Source organism: Blastococcus sp. LR1 (genome assembly GCF_020166105.1).
Taxonomy (GTDB): Bacteria; Actinomycetota; Actinomycetes; order Mycobacteriales; family Geodermatophilaceae; genus Blastococcus.
Genome location: NZ_JAIUJY010000003.1, coordinates 157,456 through 179,630, shown reverse-complemented (window position 1 = coordinate 179,630; position 22,175 = coordinate 157,456). Strand labels below are relative to the sequence as shown.

The window sequence follows — 22,175 nt, the reverse complement described above, 5'->3', positions numbered from 1 at the left end:
GGCCGGCGCGCGAACGTCCCTGCGTGGAGCACCTCTTCGCCCGTCAGGAGACCGACTGGCTGGTCCAGCCGCTGGTCGACGCCGGCCTCGGCCCGGACGAGATCCGGGTCCTGGTCACCCGGCTCTGTTTCGAGATCGTCGTGACCGGAGCGGCCGGGGCGCGGCTGCTGGACGTCGCCGCCGACCGGCAGCCGGCCGTGCGCGCAGCCTGGGTCCAGGTGATCGACCGGATGACGGCGGGACCGCTCAGCTGATCCGCGCCACCGTGGCCCGCACGCCCTGGTCGCGCAGCGACGCGCGCGCCGCCCGGAACGCCTCGGCGAACCGCTCGTCGTCGGCGAGGTCGCCGAACAGCTCCCGGTCGGCGACGACGGCCAGCGGGTCCTCGGCTCCCGCTGCCGCCACCAGCCGGTCGCTCCGGGAGTCCACGACAGCCAGGGGGCGGCCCTCGTCGTCGGCACCCTCCAGCGAGCGGGCCCAGGCGGCCAGCACCAGGACGGCGCGGCGGATCTCCCCGCCGGAGGCCAGGTTCGCCCGCAGCACCGGCAGCAGGAACTGCGGGATCCGGTCGGAGGCCTCCGCGGCGATCCGGTCCAGCGTGTCCTGGATCGCCGGGCTCCCGAAGCGCTCCAGCAGACCGGCCTGGTACGCGGCCAGGTCGATGCCCGGCACCGGGCGCAGCGTGGGCGCCGCCTCCTCCTCGAGGTAGCCCCGCAGCAGCTCCCGGAAGGCCGGGTCGGTGCACGCCTCGTGGACGTACCGCAGACCGGCGAGGCGCCCCGTCTGGGCCAGCACCTGGTGCCCGGCGTTGAGCAGCCGCAGCTTCATCAGCTCGTAGGGCGCGACGTCCTCCACCAGCTGCACGCCGACCATCTCCAGCGGAGGCCGCCCGCACGCGAAGGAGTCCTCCTGCACCCACTGCGTCCACGGCTCGCAGATCACCGGCCACGCGTCCTCGACGCCGAACCGCTCGGCCAGCCCGGCCCGGTCGGCGTCGGTGGTGACCGGGGTGATCCGGTCGACCATGGAGTCGGGGAACGGCACCTCCCGCTCCACCCACTCCCCCAGTTCCGCGTCGCGGAGCCGTGCGAACGCGCCGAAGCTGGCGCGGGCGAGCCGGCCGTTGCCCGGGATGTTGTCGCAGGAGACGACGGTGAACGGCGGCAGCCCCCGCGCACGCCGGCGGGCGAGGGCCTCGACGACCAGCCCGAACGACGTCCGCAGCGCCGCACCCGGCTGCAGGTCGTTGACCACACCGGGGTTGCTGCCGTCGAACTCGCCGGTGACGGCGGAGGCGTTGTAGCCGCCCTCGGTGACGGTGAGGGTGACGACGCGGGTGCCCGGGTCGGCCATCTTCTCCACCACGGCGTCGGGGTCGTCGGGGGCGAACAGGTACTCGACCAGCGAACCGACCACCCGCGCCTCCTCGCTGCCGTCGGGGTGGCGGACGACGAGCGTGTAGAGGCAGTCCTGGGCCGCCATCACCTCGGCCATGCGCCGGTCGTGCGGGAGCACGCCCACCCCGCAGATGCCCCACTCCAGCGCCTCCCCCTGCTCCATGAGCCGGTCCAGGTACATCGCCTGGTGCGAGCGGTGGAACCCGCCCACGCCCAGGTGCACGATGCCGACGCGCACCCGGCTCCGGTCGTAGGAGGGCGTCGACACCGACGCGCCGAGGGAGGGCAGGGCGGCGGCGTTCAGGGCGATGAGGTTCACGGCGCTGTCGTTCGGGACGGGGGCCACAGCACGAGCATGCCCCCGGTCGGGCCGCCGTACCTGCGTCAGCGGGAAGGTGTCGGCGGACCGCCGACGCAGAAGCCCACGACCAGGTCGCCGAGCATCCGCCGCTGGTGGTCCCGCCGGGCGGGATCGAGCATGTCGCGGCCGAGGACGGCGCCGAAGGTGTGCCGGTTCGCCGTGCGGAAGACGCAGTAGGCGCTGATGACCTGGTGCACGTCCAGGGCGTCGACGTCGCCGCGGAACACCCCCGCCTCCCGCCCGCTAGAAAGGGCGGACTCTGCGCGGCAAGCAGTTGCCACAGTGTTGCCATCGGGTCGCGATCACGCTTTGATCACGCCCGTGACCAGCCCGACGATCTACGACGTCGCCCGAGCCGCAGGCGTGGCGACCTCCACGGTGTCCCGGGCCTTCAGCAATCCGCAGCGGGTCAGCGGGCCGACCCGCGAGCTGGTCGTCCGGGTCGCCTCCGAGCTCGGGTACTCACCGAACCCGCACGCCAGGGCCCTGACCTCCCGGCGCACGCAGACGATCGCGATGGTCGTCTCCGACATCCGCAACCCGCACTTCTTCGAGATCATCCGCGGGGCGGAGCTGCGGGCCAAGGCCTCGGCCCACACCCTCGTGCTGGTCAACGCCGAGGAGTCCCCGCGGATCGAGCGCGAGCAGATCAGCCGGCTGTCCCGGTCGGTCGACGGCTTCCTCCTCGCGGCCAGCCGGCTGCCCGAGGAGGACCTGGTCGAGCTCGCCGGCTCGCACGCCGTCGTCATGGTCAACCGGCAGGTCACCGGCATCCCCAGCGTCGTCCTCGACCAGCGCGAGGGGTGCCGCCAGCTGATCACCCACCTCTCCTCGCTCGGTCACACCTCGGTGGCGTACCTGACCGGCCCGCGCGAGTCGTGGATGGCGGGAAGCCGCTGGGCCGCCATCCGCGAGGCCGCGGCAGCGGCCGGCATGACCGCGGTCCGCATGGGCCCCTTCACCCCTCGCGTGGCCCACGGCGCGGCCGCGGCCGATGCCGCGCTCACCACCGGCGCGACAGCGCTGATCGCGCACAACGACCTGCTGGCCATGGGAATGCTGCAGCGCCTGGCGGCGCGCTCGGTCCGCGTGCCCGACGACGTCAGCGTGACCGGGTTCGACGACATCTTCGCCGCGGAACTCTGCTCCCCCAGCCTCACCACCCTGGGCGGCGCACACGTGAACGTCGGCCGGGCGGCCGTCGAGCTGCTGCTCGAGGCCGCCGCCGCGCCGCGCCGCGCGACCACCGCCGTCCAGCAGCTCGTCCTGCCCTCCCAGCTGGTGGTCCGCGGCTCGACGGGGGTCGCTCCCGGGGGGCACGGCCCCGCCTGACGCCGCTCCGGCCGGGCCGTTGCTACCGGCCGGTACTGGATGTGGGATCGTCCGACGTACACGTCGAGACGGCGCGCGCGACGACGAGTGCCGCCGTCAGGAATGAGGACCGATGCGGTTGCAGCTGTCCCCGGAGCTCGAAGCCTTCCGGGAGGAGATGCGGACCTTCTTCACCACGCAGGTGCCGCAGGAGATCCGCGACACCGTCGCGGCCCACCGGCACGTGTCGAAGGAGCAGTACGTCGAGGCCCAGCGCGCGCTCAACGCCGCCGGCCTGTGCGCGCCGCACTGGCCGGTGGAGTGGGGCGGCAAGGACTGGACGCCGCTCCAGCGCCACATCTGGCGCGAGGAGATGCAGCTGGCGAACGTGCCGGAGCCGCTGGCGTTCAACACGTCCATGATCGGCCCGGTCATCGCCGCGTTCGGCAACCAGGAGCAGAAGGAGCGCTTCCTGGCCAAGACGGCGAACCTCGACATCTGGTGGTGCCAGGGCTTCTCCGAGCCCGATGCCGGCTCCGACCTCGCCTCGCTGCGCACGACCGCGGTGCGCGACGGCGACGACTGGATCGTCAACGGCCAGAAGACCTGGACCACGCTCGGCCAGCACGCCGACTGGATCTTCTGCCTGGTGCGCACCGACCCGACCGCCGAGAAGAAGCAGCGGGGCATCTCGCTGCTGGTCTTCCCGATGGACACCCCCGGCGTGACCCTGCGGCCGATCGAGCTCATCGACGGCGGCTTCGAGGTCAACGAGGTCTTCTTCGAGGACGTCCGCGTCCCGGCCGAGAACCTCATCGGCGAGGAGAACCGCGGCTGGGACTACGCCAAGTTCCTGCTCGGCAACGAGCGCGTCGGCATCGCCCGCATCGGCACCACCAAGCGGCTGCTCGCGCAGGCCAAGGAGCACGCGCAGGAGGTCACCGAGGGCGGCCGCCCGCTGCTGGAGAACCCGCGGATGGCCGCTCGCATCGCCGAGCTGGAGAACGAGCTCGTCGCGCTGGAGCTCACCGCGCTGCGCGTCGTCGCCAACTCCGCCGACGGCAAGCCGCACCCGGCGTCCTCGGTGCTCAAGCTGCGCGGCTCGGAGCTGCAGCAGGCCGCGATGGAGCTGCTGGTGGACCTCGCCGGACCGCTCTCGGTCTCCTCCTTCGCCGAGGAGGGCTCCGACGTGCCCGACTGGGCGCGGGTCGCCACGCCGTCCTACCTGAACTACCGGAAGGTCTCCATCTACGGAGGCTCCAACGAAGTTCAGCGCACCATCATCGCCGGCACGATCCTGGGGCTGTGATCTGACATGGACTTCACCTTCGACAGCGAGCAGAGCGACCTGCGCGAGGCCGTCCGCGGCCTCCTGGAGCGGGCATACGCCGACAGCGAGGTGCGCCGCAAGGTCGTCGCCAACGACCCGGGCTTCGACGAGAAGACCTGGTCGCGGCTGGCCGAGATGGGCCTGCTGGGCCTGCCCTTCGCCGAGGAGCACGGCGGCATGGGTGCCGGTCCCATCGAGGTGGCGATCGTCGCCGAGGAGATCGGCCGGGTCCTCGCGCCCGAGCCGTTCATCGAGGCGGTCGTGCTGGCCGGCGGGCTGATCGCCGCCGTCGGCACCGACGAGCAGAAGGGCGAGCTCCTCGCCGCCCTGGCCGAGGGCGGCGTCATCCCGGCCTTCGCGCACGCCGAGCCGGGCAACCGGTGGACGCCGTCCGCGTCGGCGGTCACCGCCACGCAGGCCGGCGACGGCTGGACGCTGACCGGCGCCAAGGAGCCGGTCCTGAACGGCGCCCGGGCCGACGTCCTCGTCGTCTCGGCGGCGATCGACGGCGGCACGGGGCTCTTCCTCGTGCAGGGCGACGCCGCGGGGCTCACCCGCACCGGCTACCGCACCCACGACGGCGGCCGCGCGGCCAACGTCCGCTTCGACGGCACCCCCGCGGTGGCCCTCGGCGCGGGCGGGGACCAGACGGCGGCCATCGAGCAGGGGCTCGCCTCGGCGCGGATCGCCTACGGCCACGAGTCGATCGGGGCCATGGACACCGCGCTGCGCACCACCGCGGAGTACCTGAAGACCCGCAAGCAGTTCGGGGTGACCCTCAACCGGTTCCAGGCGCTCACCTTCCGCGCCGCGGACATGTACGTGTCCCTGGAGCTGGCCCGCAGCACCGCGCTGTGGGCGTCGATGGTGCAGGACGCAGGCGGCGACGTCGTCTCCGCCGCGGACCGCGCCCGGCTGCAGACCAGCCGCGCCGGCCGGCACATCGGCAAGGAGGCCATCCAGCTGCACGGTGGCATCGGTGTGACCGCCGAGTACAAGGTCGGCCACTACACCAGCCGGCTCACCGCGATCGACCACCTGCTCGGCGACGGCGACTGGGCCGCCGACCGGCTGGCGGCCGAGGTCGCGGCGCACGAGACGGTCGACCCGCTGGGTGCGCCCTACGCCCCGGGTGGCGGCGTCGCCTGATCTCCTCCGATCGCTGACAGCGGCACCATCCCCCGATCAGGGGGGTGGTGCCGCTGTCGCGTGTACGGCACGCTCCGGTCACGGTTCGTCCGCTGCCGTCACTCGCGCACCTCACCGGCGCCGACACGCGCGGCGGTTGACCCCGCGAGGGCCCGGCAGCATCGAGGCTCACGCCGTCCGTTCCCGCCCCCGGGCCACCCCGGGACACACCCGGAGGTTCCCGTGCGCCTGAACCGACTGCTCGCGGGAGGGTCGATCGCCGCGCTGCTGAGCGGGGTCGCCGCCTGCGGCCTGCAGAGCGTCGAGCCCAAGATCCAGCTGCGCGACGCGCTGCGCGCGTTCGGGGACCAGTCCTCGGGTGCGCTGCGGCTCTCCGTCCCGAGCTCCGAGGACGACATCCGCGCGTTCATCGCGGCCGCCGACGAGGCCGGCGAGGGCGAGGACGTGCCCGACGACGTGCTGTCGACGCTGCTCTCCTCGTCGATGGTCGTCGGGTTCGACGAGGGCAAGGACGCCGAGGACCCGGCCGACGACGGGGGCCGCTTCGTGGTCGAGATCGGCGACCTCGACGCCGTCGAGGTGCGGACGACCGGCGAGACGCTGTACGCACGCGCCGACGTCGACGGACTCGCGGACGAGTTCCCCGACCTGGGACCCGACCTCGAGTCCTTCCGCGCCGAGCTGGACGCCGCCGAGGCCGGGGCCGCCGACCTCCCGGCGGCGCTGCTGGCGCCGGCGCGCGCCCTGCTCGAGGGCGAGTGGATGTCGCTGGACGGCGCAGCACTCGTCGCCAAGGTCGAGGAGATGAGCGGGACCGCGGCGACGGTCGAGGAGGACGCGAAGCTCCAGTCCGACCTGCAGGAGCTGGGCGGCAAGGCACTCCAGGACGCCGTGGTCGGCGTCGAGCGCAAGGGCGAGGACGACGACCTGGGTGACCACCTGGTCGTGAAGCTGAACCTGCGCAAGGGCTACGCCACCGTCCGCGACGAGCTGCCGGGGATCCTTCCCACGGGCGAGGACCCCGCGGCGCTGGAGGAGCAGCTGCCCCCGGTCGACGAGGTCCCGGACCAGGACGTGGCCGTGTCGGTGTGGGTGAACGACGGCGAGCTGACGCGGGCCGAGCTGGACGCCGCCCAGTTCCTGGAGAAGCCGGCGGGGCACCTGGTGCTGCGTGCCGACGTGCTGGACGCGGAGCCGGTCACCGCGCCGTCGGACTCGGTGGAGGTCGACGTGAACGCCCTGTTCGACGAGGCGATGGCGGCCGGCGACGCCCCGTTCGCCGGCGGAGAGGTGCTCGACGCCTACACGCTCGCGACCTGGGTCGACATGGACCTCGCCACCGTCGCCGCCGAGCAGGGTGGAGAGCCCTCCGTCGCGTTCCTGCCGGAGATCCTGCCCTGGTACGAGGGTGCGACCCCGGACCTCGTGATCACCGCCGTGGGCCCGCGCGTGCAGGTCGCGACCGGCGGCGAGACCGTGTGCCTCACGCCGTCGCCCGACGGCATGGCCGAGGTCATCGACGTCGGTCCCTGCTGACGTCCCGCACGTGACGGAGCCCCGTCCCCTTCAGGGGGGCGGGGCTCCGTCACGTCCCGGCGGCCGCGGCTCAGCCGATGCGGCCGACCACGAGGCGGTTGACCCAGTCCGGGCTCATCGAGGAGGCGACCGCCAGCACGCGGGTCTGCCGGCCGACGGTGCGGTGCGGTGACCGCGGCAGCCGTACCCGCTCGTGCACGACCCGCCAGGCCGCGTCCGCGACGTCCGCCGGCGTCAGCCGGACCCCGAGGGCCTTCACCGGCGCCATGCCGAGGCCGTCGCGGGTGACCATCTCGGTGTCGACGAACAGCGGCAGCAGGCTGCGTACCCGAATTGCCTGCCCCCGGACGCCGTCGGCCCGCCACTCGAGGTCCAGCGCCTCGGTCAGCGACTTCACCGCCGCCTTGGTGGCGCCGTAGGTCGCCAGGGTCGGCTGCCCGTAGAGCGCCGAGGCCGAGCACAGGTTGAGCAGCAGGCCACGCCGTGACCGCCGCAGGTACTCGTGACCGGTCCGGGCCCCGAGGACCACGCCGGTGACGTTGACGTCGACCTGGCGCCGGTGGACATCGGGATCGATGCCCGCGAACGGCCCGGAGGCGAGCACGCCGGCGTTGTTGACCAGGACGTCGAGCGTGCCGTCGGGGCAGAACCGCTGCAGGGCACTCCACCACTGGTCGGCGTCCCGCACGTCGAGCTCGCCGTGCACCGCGTTCGGCCGACCCGCCGCGACCGCGGCCACGGCGGCGGGATCGACGTCGAACAGCCCCACCCGCCAGCCCGCGTCGAGGAAGCGCTCGGCGATCGCCCGGCCGATCCCCCGCCCGGCGCCGGTCACGAGGATGCTGCCCGTACCCCTGCGCGTGATCATCGGGCATCTCTACACGACGAGGCGAAGACGGCCGGAGATGACGTGCTGGAACGGCCACCCGTCGCAGGGCCCGCGCCGAGCGTGCGAGGCGTGGGGGGAAGGGCGATCCTTACGCCAGCATGGCCCGGCGGAGCTCGTCGGCGTCGGCCCGCACCTGGTCGATGACCGGCACGAGGTCGTCCTCGCGGAGCTGGCCGCAGCTCAGCCGCACGATGGGCACCGTGTCGTAGTCCTCGACGGTGAGCCGGGCGGCCACCTCGAAGGCGGAGCGGAGCAGACCGCCCTCCCTGGAGGTGAGGTCGTCGACCTGGTTGAGCCGGCTGGTCATCCCGTGCGGGAAACCCCACTGCTCCAGGGCGACGGCGGTCAGCCGCACACTGTTGATGCCGTAACGCCGGAGTTCCGCGGTCCGCCGGGCGGTGAAGTCGGGATTGTCGTCCACCAGCTCGGCGTACCCCTCCCGGTCGTTGTGGTTCAGCAGCGCAGCACCCATCTGGGCGAGCAGACCGAGGCACAGGGCGTCCTGGGGGCGCTCGCCGAAGCGCGGTGCCAGCGCCGAGGAGGCCAGCGCGAGACTGGTGGTGACGTCCCAGAAGTCCTCCGGCAGCCGCGACTCGTCGTCCAGGTCGGTGAGCGCGACGGTGGCCATCGTGCGCACCGTGGTGAAGCCGACGACGGTGACCGCGAACTGCAGCGAGGTGACCCGCCCGCGCATGCCGAAGTAGGCGGAGTTCGCCAGCTTCATGACCCGGCTGGCCAGGGCGACGTCGGAGGCGAGGATGCGCGACAGCTCCTTCGCGCTGGTGTCATCGGAGTTGGCCACCGAGACGATCTGGGCGGCCACCGGCCGCTGTGCGGCCATGGTGTCGATGCTGGCCAGCACCTTCTCCAGGTCGAAGAGTTGGCGCGTCCCCTCCCAGGGGACCGGCAGCGGGGTCACGGTCATCGGGTGCGGTCTCCATGGGCGGCGAACCAGGCGGCGGCGTGCCCCCCGGTCAGGGGCTGGCTGAGGCTGAAGCCCTGCAGGTAGGTGACTCCCATGCGGGTGAGCTCCGCAGCCTGCTCGGGGGTCTCGACGCCCTCGGCCACGGTGCTCAGGTTGAGGCTGCGGGCGAGGGCGATGACGGCGGACGCGATCTCGGTGTGCCCGTGGGCCAGTTCCGCCACGAACGAGCGGTCGACCTTGAGGCAGTTCACCGGGAGGTGGCGCAGGTAGGCCAGCGACGAGTAGCCGGTGCCGAAGTCGTCGATGGCCAGCTCGACGCCGATCTCCCGCAGCTGGTGCAGGATCTCCTGAGCCGAGTCGGGGTCCTTCATCAGCGCGGACTCGGTGATCTCGATGGAGATCCGCGACGGGCTCAGGCCGTGCCGCTCCAGCGCCGCGGCGACCTGCGGCGGGAGGTTGGCGTCCAGCTGCAGCGCCGAGACGTTGACGTTGGCACGGGCGGGCGCGGCCCAGCCCATGAGCCGGTCCCACTCGGCCAGCTGCCGGCAGGTCTCGTCGAGCACGAGGAGGCCGAGCCCGGCGATCAGACCGCTCTCCTCGGCCAGCGGGATGAAGACGACGGGGCTGATCGCCCCGCGCTCGGCGTGCTCCCAGCGGGCCAGGGACTCCACGGCGACCGGGCTGCCGTCGGCGGTGCTGAAGATCGGCTGGTAGAGCAGCGTGATCTCCCGCCGCTCGATGGCGTCGCGCAGCTCGGCGACCAGGCGCAGCTTGTCGCGCGCCTCCTCGCGGGCCCGCTGGTCGAGGACGGTGATCCGCCCCTTCCCCCCGGCCTTGGCCTGGTACATCGCGATGTCGCAGTCGCGGATGAGCTCCTCGGCGCTGGTGTGCTCGGTGGTCTGCACGGTCACGCCCACGCTGGCGTAGGGCCGGACGTCGACCCCGCCCAGCCGCACCGGGCGGGCCAGCTCCACGGAGATCCGCTCGGCGAGAGCGACGGCGGCGGCCTCGTCCACGCTCTCGCAGACCACCACGAACTCGTCGCCGCCGAAGCGGGCCACGAGGTCGCTGGGACGCACGACGGCGCGCAGCCGGTAGGCGACCTCCGCCAGGAGCTCGTCGCCGGCGGTGTGCCCGAGGGAGTCGTTGACGACCTTGAAGTTGTCCAGGTCGAGGAAGAGGCAGGCCAGTCCGCTGGAGCCCGCGGTGAACCGGCTCGCCACGTACTGCGCGAGCAGGGTGCGGTTGGGCAGTCCGGTCAGCGGGTCGTGGTTGGCCTGGTGCGCCAGCTTCGCCTCGAAGGCCAGCCGGTCGGTGATGTCCTCGATGGTGCCGACGAAGCCGGCCCCGACGCCCGGGGTGAACAGGTGGGCGAACCTGATGATCGTCGTCCGCACGGACCCGTCGTCCCGCATCAGGCGGGCCTGGGTCTCGACCTCCGCGCCGTCGAGCGCGGCCGAGACCTGCTCGATGACCAGGTCGAGGTCGTCCTCGTGGACCGTCTCGATCCAGCCGGTGCCCAGCAGTTGCTCGGCCTGGCGGCCGACCAGCGTGCAGAACGCGTCGTTGACGTGCGCCAGCCGCATACCCTGCTCGGAGAGCAGCGTCGGCACCGGGGAGCGCTCGGTGAGGGTGGAGAAGCGTCGTTCGTGGGCATCGGCGGTCGCGCGGAGGGCCCGCTCCTGCTCGCTCGCGGTCGACACGATGCGGATGGTCCACATCCGGCTCGCCGGCGACGGCGTCGTCGTCACGATCGCCTCGACGGTGGCTCCGCTCGCCGTCCGCACCTGCAGCGTCATGCGGGCCGCGCGCTCACGGCGCAGCAGCAGCTTCAGCTCCCCACCGCCGAGGGTCGGGAACAGGTGGTCGACGGGCAGCGCGCGCAGATCCTCCAGGCCGTAGCCGAGCAGCTCGACGGCGCCGACGTTGCCCCAGGTGATGCGGATGCGGCTGCCGACGACCTCTGCCACCACGAGCGCCAGCTGATCGCTGACGGTCGCGCTGTAGAAGACCGACGAGACGATCTCCGGCGGAACGCGGTCGTCGTCGGGCACGCTCATGGTGACGCTCACGGTCCTCCTCTCGTGGATCTCTCCCGGGCACCCTGCGGCGCCGTGCACGTTGGTTCTCGGTCGTGGCCCCCCTGGGCTTGCACCCGAGTGCGCACGGCGTCCCCCGTTGGGGGGAGGGCGGCGCGGGAGCCCGTCACCTGGGGGCAGCCGCCACCCGACGGGACGTGCGCTCCCTCACATTCACGCGACCATCCGTCGGAACGCCGCGTTAACAGGCAAGATCCATCCGTTCCACCGAGCACCGCGTACGACCCCACCACTGGCGGACAGGCGACGAGGCCTGACCACCGAGGAATGGAGCGCCACGATGCACATCGGAGTTCCGCGCGAGACACGCGCCCGCGAGACACGGGTGGCGGCCACGCCGACAACCGTGGCGAAGCTGGTCGGGCTGGGCTACGAGGTGGTCGTGGAGGCCGGGGCGGGCGAGGCGAGCAGCTTCCCCGACGACGCCTACGCCGAGGCCGGCGCCCGGATCGGGTCCGCCGACGAGGCCTGGGGCGCCGACGTCGTGCTGCGGGTCAGCGCCCCGTCGGCCGAGGAACTGCCCCGCCTGCGGGACGGCGCCACGCTCGTCGGGATGCTGAGCCCGGCCTTCAGCCCGGAGCTCGTGGACGCGCTGGCGCAGCGGCCGATCACCGCGCTGTCCATGGACGCGGTGCCGCGCATCTCCCGGGCCCAGTCCATGGACGTGCTCAGCTCCATGGCCAACATCGCCGGCTACCGCGCCGTGGTCGAGGCCGCGCACGTCTTCGGCCGGTTCTTCACCGGCCAGGTCACCGCCGCGGGCAAGGTGCCGCCGGCCAAGGTCCTGGTCGCCGGCGCCGGGGTGGCCGGCCTCGCCGCGATCGGCGCGGCCAGCAGCCTCGGTGCGATCGTGCGCGCCACCGACGTCCGCCCGGAGGTCGCCGAGCAGGTGCGCTCGCTGGGCGGGGAGTACGTCGCCGTTCCCGCCGGCGAGCAGGAGGCGAGCTCTGACGGCTACGCCCGCGAGATGGGCGAGGACTTCAACCGCCGCGCCGCCGAGATGTACGCCGAGCAGGCGCAGGACGTCGACATCATCATCACCACCGCGCTGATCCCGGGGCGGCCCGCGCCCCGGCTGATCACCGAGGAGATGGTCGCCTCGATGAAGTCCGGCAGCGTGATCGTGGACATGGCCGCCGCACAGGGCGGGAACGTGGCCGGCTCGGTCGCCGACGAGATCGTGGTGACCGGCAACGGCGTCTCGATCATCGGCTACACCGACCTGCCCGCCCGGCTGCCGGCGCAGGCCTCGCAGCTGTACGGCCAGAACCTGGTCAGCCTGCTCACACTGCTGACGCCGGAGAAGGACGGCCGGCTGGTCCTCGACTTCGACGACGTCGTCCAACGGGCCATCACGGTCGTGCGCGAGGGCGAGAAGACCTGGCCCCCGCCGCCGGTCCAGGTGTCGGCCTCGCCCGCGCCGGCCGCGCCACCGGCCACGAAGGAGCCCGCTCCCCCACCGGAGCCCCCGAAGCCCGGCCGGCAGCTCGCCCTCGTCGGCCTGGGTGCGGCGCTGCTCTTCCTCGTCGCGGCGCTCTCCCCCGACGAGCTCGTCGGCCACTTCACAGTGTTCGCGCTCGCCGTCGTCGTCGGCTTCTACGTCATCGGGAAGGTGCACCACGCGCTGCACACCCCGCTGATGAGCGTCACCAACGCGATCTCCGGGATCATCGTGGTCGGCGCGATCCTGCAGCTGAGCAGTGACGACGGCGTCGTCCGGACGCTGGCCTTCGTGGCGACGCTGCTCGCGAGCATCAACGTCTTCGGCGGCTTCGCCGTCACCCGCCGCATGCTGGCCATGTTCTCCCGCGGCCCGAGCCCGAAGGGCGCGACCCGATGACCGCCACGTCTGCCGCCTCCGCCGCCTACATCGTCGCCGGGCTGCTGTTCATCCTCAGCCTCGCCGGGCTCTCCAGGCACGAGACGGCCAAGTCGGGCAACGCCTTCGGCATCGCCGGCATGGCGCTGGCGCTCGCCGCGACCGTCGGCGTCGCCACCCGCGACATCTCCGCCATCGGCCTGACCCTGCTGGTGGTGGCGGTCGTCATCGGAGCGGCCATCGGTCTCTGGCGGGCCCGCGCGGTCGAGATGACCGGCATGCCGGAGCTGATCGCCCTGCTGCACAGCTTCGTCGGCCTGGCCGCGGTGCTCGTCGGCTGGAACGGCTACCTGTCGGTCGAGGGGGCGGATCCCTCCGACGGCGGATCGACGCTCAGGGGCGCCGAGGCCGGCATCCACTCCGGCGAGGTGGTCATCGGCGTCTTCATCGGCGCGGTCACCTTCACCGGCTCGATCGTGGCGTTCCTCAAGCTGTCGGCGCGGATCAAGAGCAATCCGCTCATGCTGCCCGGCCGCAACTGGCTGAACCTCGGCGCCCTCGCGCTCTTCGCCGTGCTGACAGTCGTGTTCGTGGTCGAGCCGAACCTGCTGGTGCTCTCGGTCGTCACCGCCCTCGCGCTGGCGCTGGGCTGGCACCTGGTCGCCTCCATCGGCGGCGGCGACATGCCGGTCGTCGTCTCGATGCTCAACAGCTACTCGGGCTGGGCGGCCGCGGCGTCGGGCTTCCTGCTCGGCAACGACCTGCTGATCATCACCGGTGCGCTGGTCGGCTCCTCGGGGGCCTACCTCTCCTACATCATGTGCAAGGCGATGAACCGGTCGTTCATCTCCGTGATCGCCGGTGGGTTCGGCAACGAGGGCAGCGCCGCGGCCTCCGACGTCGACTACGGCGAGCACACCGAGATCGGCGCCGAGGACGTCGCCGAGCTGCTCCGCGACGCCGACTCCGTGGTCATCACCCCCGGCTACGGCATGGCGGTGGCCCAGGCACAGGGCGCGGTCGCCGACCTGACCCGCAAGCTCATCGACCGCGGGGTGCAGGTGCGCTTCGGCATCCACCCCGTCGCCGGGCGGCTCCCGGGGCACATGAACGTGCTGCTGGCCGAGGCGAAGGTGCCCTACGACGTCGTCCTCGAGATGGACGAGATCAACGACGACCTGGCCGGCACGTCCGTCGTCCTGGTCATCGGCGCCAACGACACGGTCAACCCTGCCGCGGCGGAGGACCCGACCAGCCCGATCGCCGGGATGCCCGTGCTGCGGGTGTGGGAGGCCGAGCGGGTCGTGGTGTTCAAGCGCTCCATGAACACCGGGTACGCCGGCGTCCAGAACCCGTTGTTCTTCCGGGACAACAGCCGGATGCTCTTCGGGGACGCCCGCGAGCGCGTGGAGGACATCCTCCGCGCCCTCTGAGGTCCCGACGGATCGTGGATCCCGGCAGATCAGTGCCGAACGTCCCTGTTCCGATAGGCCGACAGCAGCTACTGTCGGTACGTGCGCCGTCACGGACAGGTCAGTGAGGTTCCCGAGCCGTCGGCGCGCGAGCACGTGTGCTGGGTCTACCGGGACGATGCCGAGCTGCACAGCGCCGGAATGGCCTTCCTCGCCGGCGGACTGGCCCGGGGCGAGCGGCTGCTCTGCGTCGGCGACCGCCTGGCCGCGGGGCTGCGTGCCGATCCCGCGGCGCTCGGCGGCATTGCCGGGCTCGTCGCGGCGGGCACGCTCCGGGTGCTCACCTTCGCCGAGGCCTACGAGGTGGCCGGCGAGTTCAGCGCGGAGAACCAGTGGGCCTTCTACGACGCCGCCACCCGCCGGGCGCTCGCCGACGGCTACACCGGTCTGCGTGTCCTCGCCGACGTGAGCCCTCTGGCCGGCGACCCGGTGCTCCACGACGAACTGGTGCGCTGGGAGCACGTGGCCGACCAGTTCATGGCCACGGGCCCCGGGATGTCCGCGATGTGCGCCTACCGGAGCGACCTGCCGGAGTCCGCTCTCGCCGACGTCACCGCCGTCCACCCGCTGGTGCGATCGACGGCCGCCACCGCGTTCCGGCTGTTCTTCGACGGGAAGCGCCTGGTGCTGGCCGGTGACGTCGACACGCTCGGCGCCGAGCGGCTCACCCGGGCGCTGGGCTGCTCCCCCGCCCATCCCGGAACGCACTCGCTCGACCTGGCCGAGCTGCAGTTCGCCGACGTCGCCGCCATCCGGGTTCTCGCCGCCTGGGCGCGGTCGGTGACCGACGACGGCGGCGAGGTGCAGCTGTGGAACGCCCCGGCGCTCCTGCGGCGCACGTGGCGTCTGCTCGGTCTGGACGAGTGGGCCCGGGTGTCGTTCGCCGCGGCCGCCTGACCGCGGTCAGCGCTTCGGGACCTCGCCTGTCGTCACCACGTGCTCGGCCACGGCGCGGACCTTGGTGTTGCCCTCCATCGACAACCGCGCCAGCGTCTGGAAGGCCTGGTCGGCGGTGAGCTTGAACCGCTCCATCAGCACACCCTTCGCCTGGTCGATGACCGCCCGAGACTTGAGCGCGATCTGCAGGTTCTGCGCCTGCTCGCGTGCCTGTTCGTAGGCGAGCATGTTGCCGGCCACGACGGCGGCGTAGGAGGCGAAGCGCTCCGCGAAGCCGCGCGCTTCCCCGTCGACGGCCGCAGGCCCCCGTCCGTAAACGTTCAACCCGCCGCTGAGCTGCTCCTGCACGGGGAAGGGCAGGGACATCACGCTCCGGCAGCCCCGCTCGCGGACGACCCGGAGGTAGTCCGGCCAGCGGTCGTCGGCGGCGGTGTCGGGAATCGTCACCGGACGGCCGTGCGTTGCCGCCTCCAGGCACGGACCGTCCCCCCGCCCGTACTGCTGCTCGTCCAGGTCCTTCGCGAGGTCACCGCTGTACGCCGCCGTGAACGGTGAGCCCTGGCGGATGAGCGTCACCGACGCCTCGATGTCCTCGGCGAGCCCCTGCCGGGCCAGGCGCACGATCTCGTCGAGGACCGAGTCCATCGAGTGGTCGCTCAACCGAATCCGGCCCAGCTCGTCGAGCGCTGCCTCGGGAGGCAGAACGGCACGGTCGCGGGCCACGAGGGCCTCCGGTCTGTTGCGACCCGGATGCACGTCCCGGCTCAGAACGTGGTGTCCGAACGGACCCGCACGAGGGGACGGCGATTCTGACCGACCCTCGAAGCGTGTGCCCACGTGAGCGAAGGTCAAGGCTACGCCCCTCGTTGAGATAACCGTGAGCTTCTGGAGGATCCTGACGACCGCCACCACGCTCCCGCAGGTCAGGCCTGCGTGGCCCCACGCCGGAGACTGGCTATGCTCGATGCCGCGACAAGCGCGTCACACAGCCGGCGTGCGGCCGGGCCTTCGGCCCGGCGCTGGAGCGACCTTGGAACCCCCGGGGTCGTTCCCTCACCGCCGGCATCTGCGTGACCGGTTGCAGCCCTAGACGGAGTACCCCCGTGACACCGCCCGACGACGATTCCGCCGTCGTCCAACCGGCCTTCGACGAACTGGCTCGGCTGTCCTTCGCCGAGCACTCGCTCGAGTCGGTGCTCGACAAGGTGACCGAGCTGGCCACCCGCATCCTTCCCGGCCGGCCTCTGGCCTCGGTCACCATCCTCGCCGGCGGCCGGCCCACCACCGTCGCGGCCAGCGGTGAGCTCGCCAACGAGCTCGACCAGGTCCAGTACCGCCTCGGGGCCGGCCCGTGCCTGGAGGCCGCCTCCACGGGGCGGCACGCCGGCATCCCGAACACCCACGCCGAGCGCACCTGGCCGGAGTTCGCCGCAGAGGCCGCCGCCCGGGGCGTGGACAGCATCTTCTCCTATCCCCTGCCGTCCCAGGAGCTGGTCCAGGGCGGGCTGAACGTCTACGCACGGCAGGCAGACGTCGACGACCCCCGCACCCGTGACCTGGTCTCCCGGCTCGCCGCCTACGCGGTCGGGCCGGTCTCCAACATCTACCTGTACGAGACCGCGGTGGATCGGGCGGAGCACCTGCAGGCTGCGCTGGAGTCCCGGGCCGTCATCGACCAGGCCAAGGGCATCCTGATGGAGCGGTTCAAGCTCACCGCGGACCAGGCCTTCCAGATCCTGGCCCGGCTGTCGATGGAGCGGAACGTCAAGCTGCGGGACGTCGCCATCCAGTTCGTGCACACCGGCGAGCTCGACCCGTCCTGAACCGACCCCGCCTGAACCGACTCCGCCCAGCACGTATGCGGCCGGTCCGCACTGGGCATCCCGGACTCACGGCCCCCCGGGTCGCCGGCGGCCCGGGGGGGCCGAGATCCAGCGGTCCAGCAACCGGCCGCTGGATCGTCCCCCCGAACCGGCCGGGTTGCGTGCACGCCGGCACTCGCGGACGGTGACCAGGTGGATCCCTTTCGCGGCCTCGGCCTCCCCCGCATCCCCGGGTTCGGCGAGCTGCTCTCCCTGCTGCAGACCCAGACCGAGGCGCTCGCGCAGCTCCCGCGCACGCTGTCGGACCTGAACGGCACCGTGCGGCAGCTCATCCAGCTCGTCGACTCCGCCACGGAGACGATCGCGTCGGTGCAGCGCACGGCCGAGCGCCTGGAGACGCTGGTGGACGACCTCGAGGAGCCGGTGCGAGCCTTGAAGCCGGGCCTGCAGCGGGTGGCCCGGGTGCTCGACGACCCGGTCGTGGAGACCGTGCCCGACACGCTCCGGCACATCCAGGACGACCTCGTGCCACTGATCGCCGGGCTCCGCCAGGCGCAGACCCGGATGGGCACGGTGACCGGCCTGCTCCGCCGTCCGCCCCGCCGACCGCGGGACGACGAGGAGGACGACGGCTACTGAGCGGGGTCCGAGCCCTCGGAACGACGCTCGCCGTGGCGCACGAAGTCGCCGACCGCCTCTTCGAGCCGCGCCCAGGTGGAGCTCCACTCGACCAGCGGGTCCAAGATCTTCTCCAGCACCTCGAGCTGCCGGTCGAAGGCGTCGAGCTGGGCGCGCATCGCCGCGATCGAGCTGCGCTGGGCGCCGACCATCTCCGCGATCGCCCGCACCTGGGCGGCGGAGAGCGCGCCGGGCGGGCTCGGCAGGGCGGGCAACGGCAGCCGGGCGGTGGCGCTGCCGGCGAGGCTGCGCGCGCGGTCGGTGAAGCCGCGGAGCTGGCCGACGAACTCGTCGATCGAACGCCCGACGAGCCCGGGGGGCGGCACGGCGGGGTCGGCGGCGTCGGGCTCGGTCATCGGGGTCCCTCCGGCTGGGGTGCGGTCCCCCGACCTTAGGCAGCCGAGCACCTCCGCGGCGAGCGGTCCAGTCGCCCTCGCACCTCGCGCATGCCCGGGTGTCCCGTCGGGAACACTGCTGACGGACCCCTTCCACCTGCTCCGGGAGAATCGTGCGCATCCGCGGTCCACTGCTCCCTGCTGTCGCGTCCGTGACGCTCGCCGTCGCGCTGGCCGCCTGCACCACGACCGAGACGCGCCCCGTCGCCGCCACCGCCACCACGGCGGCCGAGGGCTCCTCCCCGACGGCCTCGGCGCCGGCGGCGCCGACCAGCGCGAACCGGGTGGACGCGGCGCTGGAGGAGCTGGACCAGCGCCAGCGGGTCGCCCAGCTGTTCGTGGCCGGCGTGCCCCTGGACGACCTGGACAGTGGGGCCGACATCGTCCGCACCGGGGTAGGCGGGGTCTTCCTGCACGGCCGGACGGGGATGCCCGCCGCCGACCTGGCCGCGCGAACGCGCGACTGGCAGGAGGCGGCGCCCGGCCCTGCCCTGTGGATGGCCGCCGACCAGGAGGGCGGCCTCGTGCAGACCTTCAAGGGCCCGGGGTTCGACCTGCTCCCGACCGCGGTCGAGCAGGGTCGGCTGCCGGACGCCGAGCTGCGGACCCTCGGCGAGCAGATCGGCGCCTCGATGAACGCGGCCGGCCTCAACGTCAACCTGGCGCCGGTAGCCGACGTCGTCCCGCCCGGCACGGAGGGCGGCAACGAACCCATCGGCGCGGTCGACCGGCACTACGGCGGCACCGCCGGTGACGTCGCCGCCGACGCCGTCGCGATCTCCGACGGGTTGGCCGCGCACGGCGTCGTCGCCACGCTCAAGCACTTCCCCGGCCTCGGCCGGGTGCAGGGGAACACCGACACCCGGGCCAGCGTGGTGGACCCGGGCACCGGCCCCGACGACGAGCAGGTCACCGCGTACTCCGACGCCCTCGACCGCATCTCCGCCGAGCCGTTCGTGATGATGTCCAGCGCCGTCTATCCGCTGATCGACCCGGAGAACCAGGCGGCCTTCTCCCGACCTGTGGTCACCGGGCTGCTCCGCGAGCGCCTCGGCTTCGACGGTGTGGTCATCTCCGACGACCTGGCGAACGCCGACGCGGTGGAGGGCATCCCGCCCGGCGAGCGCGCGGTGCGGTTCCTCGCGGCCGGCGGAACTCTCGTGCTCACCGTCGACGGCGAACCCGTGCCCGCCATGATCGACGCCGTGGTCGGGCGCGCGGATCAGGACCCGGCGTTCGCCGAGCTGGTCGACGACGCCGTCCGGACGACGCTGGCGGCAAAGGACCGGGCCGGGCTGCTGGACTGACCGCCGCGGTGCCTAGTCGGCGATGCGGTCCTCCTCCTCCGGCGTGCCGACGTAGGAGGGGTCGATCGGATAGCTGGCCATGCAGACGTAGTTGGCGAGGGAGAAGTCGGCCCGCTGCGCTTCCGACGCCACGTAGGCCCCCTCGACGAGTCGCCAGCCCCGACCGGCCAGGCAGTTCTCGACCAGCGCAGCCCGCCGTTCCGGGGTGACCAGTTCGACGACCGGCACAACCGGTGGATCGACGATCCCGAACTCGGCGGCGAGGTCGGCGTGCTGCTCCGCCACGCCGGGCGTCGTCGGCCCCGCCGGTGCGGCCACGCTTCCGCGGTCGGGCCGGTCCGGGCGGTCCAGCAGGGGCACCGCGGCGACCACGAGGACCGCGCCCGCGGCGGCGGCCACCAGGCCGGCCCGGCGGCGGTTGCTCCGTCGGTGCAGCTGCTCGACCCGCTCCAGCAGGTCACCGGGCGGTTCCCCGACCAGGTCGGCGTCGCGGCGCAGGGCGTCGGTCAGGTCGCTGCTGTTCATCGGACTTCCTCTCGCTGCGCGGTCTTCCCGGTCGAGGGGGCGAGCTCGGCCCGGAGCCGGGCCAGCCCGCGGGACGCCTGGCTCTTGACGGAGCCGGGCGAGCAGCCGAGCGCCGCGGCGGTCTCGGCCTCGGAGAGGTCCTCGTAGTAGCGGAGGACGACGACCGCCCGCATCCGCGGAGGCAGCGTCTCCAGCGCCGCGAGCGCGCGGCCCGGGAGGATCCCCGCCTCGTCCGGCGGCGGACCGTGATCAGGCAGCTGGTCCACCAGCACCTCGGTCACCCGGCGGCGCCGCAGCCAGCTGGTCTGCGTGGTCACGAGCACTCGGCGGACGTAGGGGTAGGCAGCCTGCGGGTCGGCGATCGCCGACCACCGCCGCGACGTCTTCAGGAGCGCCGTCTGCAGGAGGTCCTCCGCCGACCAGCGGTTGCCGGTGAGCAGGAACGCCACCCGCAGCAGCGCGGGTGACCACTGCTCGACGAATTCGGCGAAGTCGCCTTCGTCGCCGCTGACCACGATGCCTCCGCTCCGGCACCCGGCCGGGTGCTCTACCTCTGAACACGCCCGACACGGCACCGAAGGTTGAGTCGGCCGCCGATCTCTCCGCACCGGCCCCCGATCGGGCGAGGTGCGCGGCGTCACCCGGCTACGAGTTCACGGAGCCGCTCGGCGTTGCGGACGGCGTGGCCGTGTCCGTCGTTGTTGAAGTAGACGTAGACCTCGCGCCCGCCGGCCTGCCACTCCCCCAGCCGGTCGGCCCACCAGCGCAGGTCGTCGTCGGAGTACGAGCCGGCGTAGAGGTGCTGGGAATCGGGGCCGTGCATGCGGACGTAGACGAACGGCGCCGTGGCGCGCAGCACGCAGGGCAAGCCCGCGCCGCTCATGACGCAGTACGCGGCGCCGTGCCGCTCCAGCAGGGCGTAGACGGCGTCGTCGTGCCAGCTGGGGTGGCGGAACTCCACGGCCACCCTCATCCACGGCGGCAGCCGCTCCAGGACGTAGGCCAGCCGGGCGTCGTCGCGCTGGTGCGCCGGGTGCAGCTGGAGGAGCAGGACCGCGCGTCGGTCGCCGAGCTCGTGCCAGGCCGAGGTCATCCGGCCGATCCACGCCTCGGGGGCGTAGAGCTTCTTCGCGTGCGTCAGGCCGCGGGGCGCCTTGACGGAGAGCTGGAAGCCCGGTGGCAGCCGACGCCGCCAGCTCGCGAACGAGGAGTCCCGCGGCCAGCGGTAGAAGCTGGCGTTGAGCTCGACGGTGCCGAACCGCCGCACGTAGTGCCCCAGCCGGCCCCGAGGCGGCGTGCCGGGCGAATAGAGCACGCCGTCCCAGTGGTCATAACTCCACCCCGACGTCCCGATGTGCACTGCCCTCTCAGTACCAGCCCTTGGACTGGCTGTGCGACCACGCGGCGCAGGGGGAACCGAACCGGTTCTCGATGTAGATCAGGCCCGCGTCGATCTGCCGGTAGCCGTCGGAGGTCTTGGCGATCCCGGTGCCCTTCCAGGTGGAGTCGAGGAACTGCGGGATGCCGTAGGCGGTGCTGGAGGGGTTCTGGGCGTTCGGGTTCCAGCCGCTCTCCTTGCCCCAGAGGCTCTCCAGGCAGGAGAACTCGCCGGAGCTGCCGACCTTGCTCATCGCGTACTGCTTGTAGGAGCCGGCCGGCGCGGCGGCGGTGGTGGTGCCGCGGCCCGGGCGGGCGGATGCGGCAGCGGCCTCGGCCTTGCGCGCGGCCTCCGCCGCGGCGGCCTCGGCGGCCTTCCGTGCGGCCTCCTCCTCGGCGGCCTTGCGCGCTGCCTCCTCGGCGGCGCGGCGGTCGAGCTCGGCCTGGTCGGCAGCGATCTGCGCCTGGACGGCGGCGTCCTGCGCGGCCTGCCGCTCGCTGCGGCTGGCGGCCAGCTCGCCCAGGGAGTCGACGGCGGTGACCGCGTGCTCCTCGACCGGGGCGGCCTCCTGGGTGATGCCGAGCTGCTCGGCGACGCTGACCGAGGCCAGCTGGGGCTCGGCCTGCGCGGCGGGCTCGCCGGCGGTGACCACGTTGACCATCAGGGCGCCGGCGGCGGCGACTCCGAGCAGGAGCGCGGGGCGACGGGCGCGCAGAGCGGCGCTGCGGGTGCCGGTGGACGGGCGTGCGGCACGGGTGAGACGAAGGTTCATGGGGAGGAACTGCTCCAGGTGCAGGGCGCGGCGGTCCGGCCGGGGGCGGCGTCGGACGGCTGCGAAGTGGTCGGGTGGCAGCGGGTGTCGGGCGGGTGGCCCGGGCGCTCAG

The 22,175-nt window shown here is 73.0% G+C and carries 22 protein-coding genes; 11 read left to right on the top strand and 11 right to left on the bottom strand.

Annotated elements, in window-relative coordinates:
* Positions 1-23: 23 nt before the first annotated feature.
* Positions 24-254, top strand: coding sequence for a hypothetical protein (locus LBW97_RS09575; protein ID WP_224499195.1), 231 nt, complete (start codon positions 24-26; stop codon positions 252-254).
* Here LBW97_RS09575 and LBW97_RS09570 read toward each other — a convergent pair.
* On the bottom strand, positions 247-1,743 hold the full coding sequence (locus LBW97_RS09570) for a mannitol dehydrogenase family protein (RefSeq protein WP_224499194.1): 1,497 nt from the start codon (positions 1,741-1,743) through the stop codon (positions 247-249). The two genes, LBW97_RS09575 and LBW97_RS09570, sit on opposite strands and share 8 nt — an antisense overlap.
* A gap of 38 nt (positions 1,744-1,781) precedes the next feature.
* Positions 1,782-2,039, bottom strand: coding sequence for a hypothetical protein (locus LBW97_RS09565; RefSeq protein ID WP_224499193.1), 258 nt, complete (start codon positions 2,037-2,039; stop codon positions 1,782-1,784).
* A gap of 40 nt (positions 2,040-2,079) precedes the next feature.
* Here LBW97_RS09565 and LBW97_RS09560 point away from each other — a divergent pair, with 40 nt between their 5' ends.
* The 4 genes from LBW97_RS09560 to LBW97_RS09545 all read left to right on the top strand — a co-directional run bounded on the left by LBW97_RS09560 (position 2,080) and on the right by LBW97_RS09545 (position 7,084).
* Positions 2,080-3,090, top strand: coding sequence for a LacI family DNA-binding transcriptional regulator (locus LBW97_RS09560; protein ID WP_224499192.1), 1,011 nt, complete (start codon positions 2,080-2,082; stop codon positions 3,088-3,090).
* Positions 3,091-3,202: 112 nt separating this feature from the next.
* Positions 3,203-4,378, top strand: a complete 1,176-nt coding sequence (locus LBW97_RS09555) for an acyl-CoA dehydrogenase family protein (protein WP_224499191.1) — start codon at positions 3,203-3,205, stop codon at positions 4,376-4,378.
* Between the two features lie 6 nt (positions 4,379-4,384).
* Complete coding sequence (locus LBW97_RS09550; RefSeq protein ID WP_224499190.1) at positions 4,385-5,548, top strand: acyl-CoA dehydrogenase family protein; 1,164 nt, start codon at positions 4,385-4,387, stop codon at positions 5,546-5,548.
* 222 nt (positions 5,549-5,770) lie between these two features.
* The gene (locus tag LBW97_RS09545) at positions 5,771-7,084 is read left to right on the top strand and encodes a hypothetical protein (protein WP_224499189.1); all 1,314 of its coding nucleotides are present in this window, start codon (positions 5,771-5,773) and stop codon (positions 7,082-7,084) included.
* Between the two features lie 70 nt (positions 7,085-7,154).
* On the opposite strand, the gene LBW97_RS09540 is transcribed toward LBW97_RS09545, so the two are convergent.
* The 3 genes from LBW97_RS09540 to LBW97_RS09530 form a co-directional block, all read right to left on the bottom strand.
* Complete coding sequence (locus LBW97_RS09540; RefSeq protein WP_224499188.1) at positions 7,155-7,952, bottom strand: SDR family oxidoreductase; 798 nt, start codon at positions 7,950-7,952, stop codon at positions 7,155-7,157.
* 109 nt (positions 7,953-8,061) lie between these two features.
* The gene (locus tag LBW97_RS09535; protein ID WP_224499187.1) at positions 8,062-8,898 is read right to left on the bottom strand and encodes an HDOD domain-containing protein; all 837 of its coding nucleotides are present in this window, start codon (positions 8,896-8,898) and stop codon (positions 8,062-8,064) included.
* Complete coding sequence (locus LBW97_RS09530; protein WP_224499186.1) at positions 8,895-10,970, bottom strand: EAL domain-containing protein; 2,076 nt, start codon at positions 10,968-10,970, stop codon at positions 8,895-8,897. Before LBW97_RS09530 ends, LBW97_RS09535 begins: the two co-directional genes overlap by 4 nt.
* Positions 10,971-11,277: 307 nt before the next feature.
* Between LBW97_RS09530 and LBW97_RS09525 the strand changes: the two genes are divergently transcribed.
* The 3 genes from LBW97_RS09525 to LBW97_RS20405 all read left to right on the top strand — a co-directional run bounded on the left by LBW97_RS09525 (position 11,278) and on the right by LBW97_RS20405 (position 15,185).
* Positions 11,278-12,837 (top strand): Re/Si-specific NAD(P)(+) transhydrogenase subunit alpha, encoded by a 1,560-nt coding sequence (locus tag LBW97_RS09525; RefSeq protein WP_224499185.1) that lies wholly within the window; start codon positions 11,278-11,280, stop codon positions 12,835-12,837.
* The gene (pntB, locus tag LBW97_RS09520; protein ID WP_224499184.1) at positions 12,834-14,249 is read left to right on the top strand and encodes a Re/Si-specific NAD(P)(+) transhydrogenase subunit beta; all 1,416 of its coding nucleotides are present in this window, start codon (positions 12,834-12,836) and stop codon (positions 14,247-14,249) included. The genes LBW97_RS09525 and pntB overlap by 4 nt, the downstream gene beginning before the upstream one ends.
* A gap of 81 nt (positions 14,250-14,330) precedes the next feature.
* The gene (locus LBW97_RS20405) at positions 14,331-15,185 is read left to right on the top strand and encodes an MEDS domain-containing protein (protein ID WP_224499183.1); all 855 of its coding nucleotides are present in this window, start codon (positions 14,331-14,333) and stop codon (positions 15,183-15,185) included.
* A 6-nt stretch (positions 15,186-15,191) separates the two neighbouring features.
* Here LBW97_RS20405 and LBW97_RS09510 read toward each other — a convergent pair whose 3' ends face one another.
* A complete protein-coding gene (locus LBW97_RS09510) occupies positions 15,192-15,908 on the bottom strand; it encodes a GAF and ANTAR domain-containing protein (RefSeq protein ID WP_224499182.1) in 717 nt (238 codons plus the stop codon).
* Positions 15,909-16,288: 380 nt separating this feature from the next.
* Between LBW97_RS09510 and LBW97_RS09505 the strand changes: the two genes are divergently transcribed.
* Complete coding sequence (locus LBW97_RS09505) at positions 16,289-17,008, top strand: GAF and ANTAR domain-containing protein (protein WP_224499181.1); 720 nt, start codon at positions 16,289-16,291, stop codon at positions 17,006-17,008.
* Positions 17,009-17,200: 192 nt separating this feature from the next.
* Complete coding sequence (locus LBW97_RS09500) at positions 17,201-17,647, top strand: hypothetical protein (RefSeq protein ID WP_224499180.1); 447 nt, start codon at positions 17,201-17,203, stop codon at positions 17,645-17,647.
* Here LBW97_RS09500 and LBW97_RS09495 read toward each other — a convergent pair.
* The gene (locus LBW97_RS09495; RefSeq protein ID WP_224499179.1) at positions 17,641-18,042 is read right to left on the bottom strand and encodes a hypothetical protein; all 402 of its coding nucleotides are present in this window, start codon (positions 18,040-18,042) and stop codon (positions 17,641-17,643) included. The genes LBW97_RS09500 and LBW97_RS09495 overlap by 7 nt on opposite strands.
* Before the next feature lie 191 nt (positions 18,043-18,233).
* On the opposite strand from LBW97_RS09495, the gene LBW97_RS09490 reads away from it, so the two are divergent.
* Complete coding sequence (locus LBW97_RS09490) at positions 18,234-19,388, top strand: glycoside hydrolase family 3 N-terminal domain-containing protein (protein ID WP_224499178.1); 1,155 nt, start codon at positions 18,234-18,236, stop codon at positions 19,386-19,388.
* 12 nt (positions 19,389-19,400) lie between these two features.
* On the opposite strand, the gene LBW97_RS09485 is transcribed toward LBW97_RS09490, so the two are convergent.
* From LBW97_RS09485 to LBW97_RS09470, 4 genes are all read right to left on the bottom strand, one after another.
* Complete coding sequence (locus tag LBW97_RS09485) at positions 19,401-19,913, bottom strand: hypothetical protein (RefSeq protein ID WP_224499177.1); 513 nt, start codon at positions 19,911-19,913, stop codon at positions 19,401-19,403.
* Positions 19,910-20,428 (bottom strand): SigE family RNA polymerase sigma factor, encoded by a 519-nt coding sequence (locus LBW97_RS09480; RefSeq protein WP_224499176.1) that lies wholly within the window; start codon positions 20,426-20,428, stop codon positions 19,910-19,912. The genes LBW97_RS09485 and LBW97_RS09480 overlap by 4 nt, the downstream gene beginning before the upstream one ends.
* A gap of 122 nt (positions 20,429-20,550) precedes the next feature.
* The gene (locus tag LBW97_RS09475) at positions 20,551-21,228 is read right to left on the bottom strand and encodes a DUF72 domain-containing protein (RefSeq protein ID WP_224499175.1); all 678 of its coding nucleotides are present in this window, start codon (positions 21,226-21,228) and stop codon (positions 20,551-20,553) included.
* 52 nt (positions 21,229-21,280) lie between these two features.
* Complete coding sequence (locus tag LBW97_RS09470; RefSeq protein ID WP_224499174.1) at positions 21,281-22,063, bottom strand: transglycosylase SLT domain-containing protein; 783 nt, start codon at positions 22,061-22,063, stop codon at positions 21,281-21,283.
* Positions 22,064-22,175: the final 112 nt, after the last annotated feature.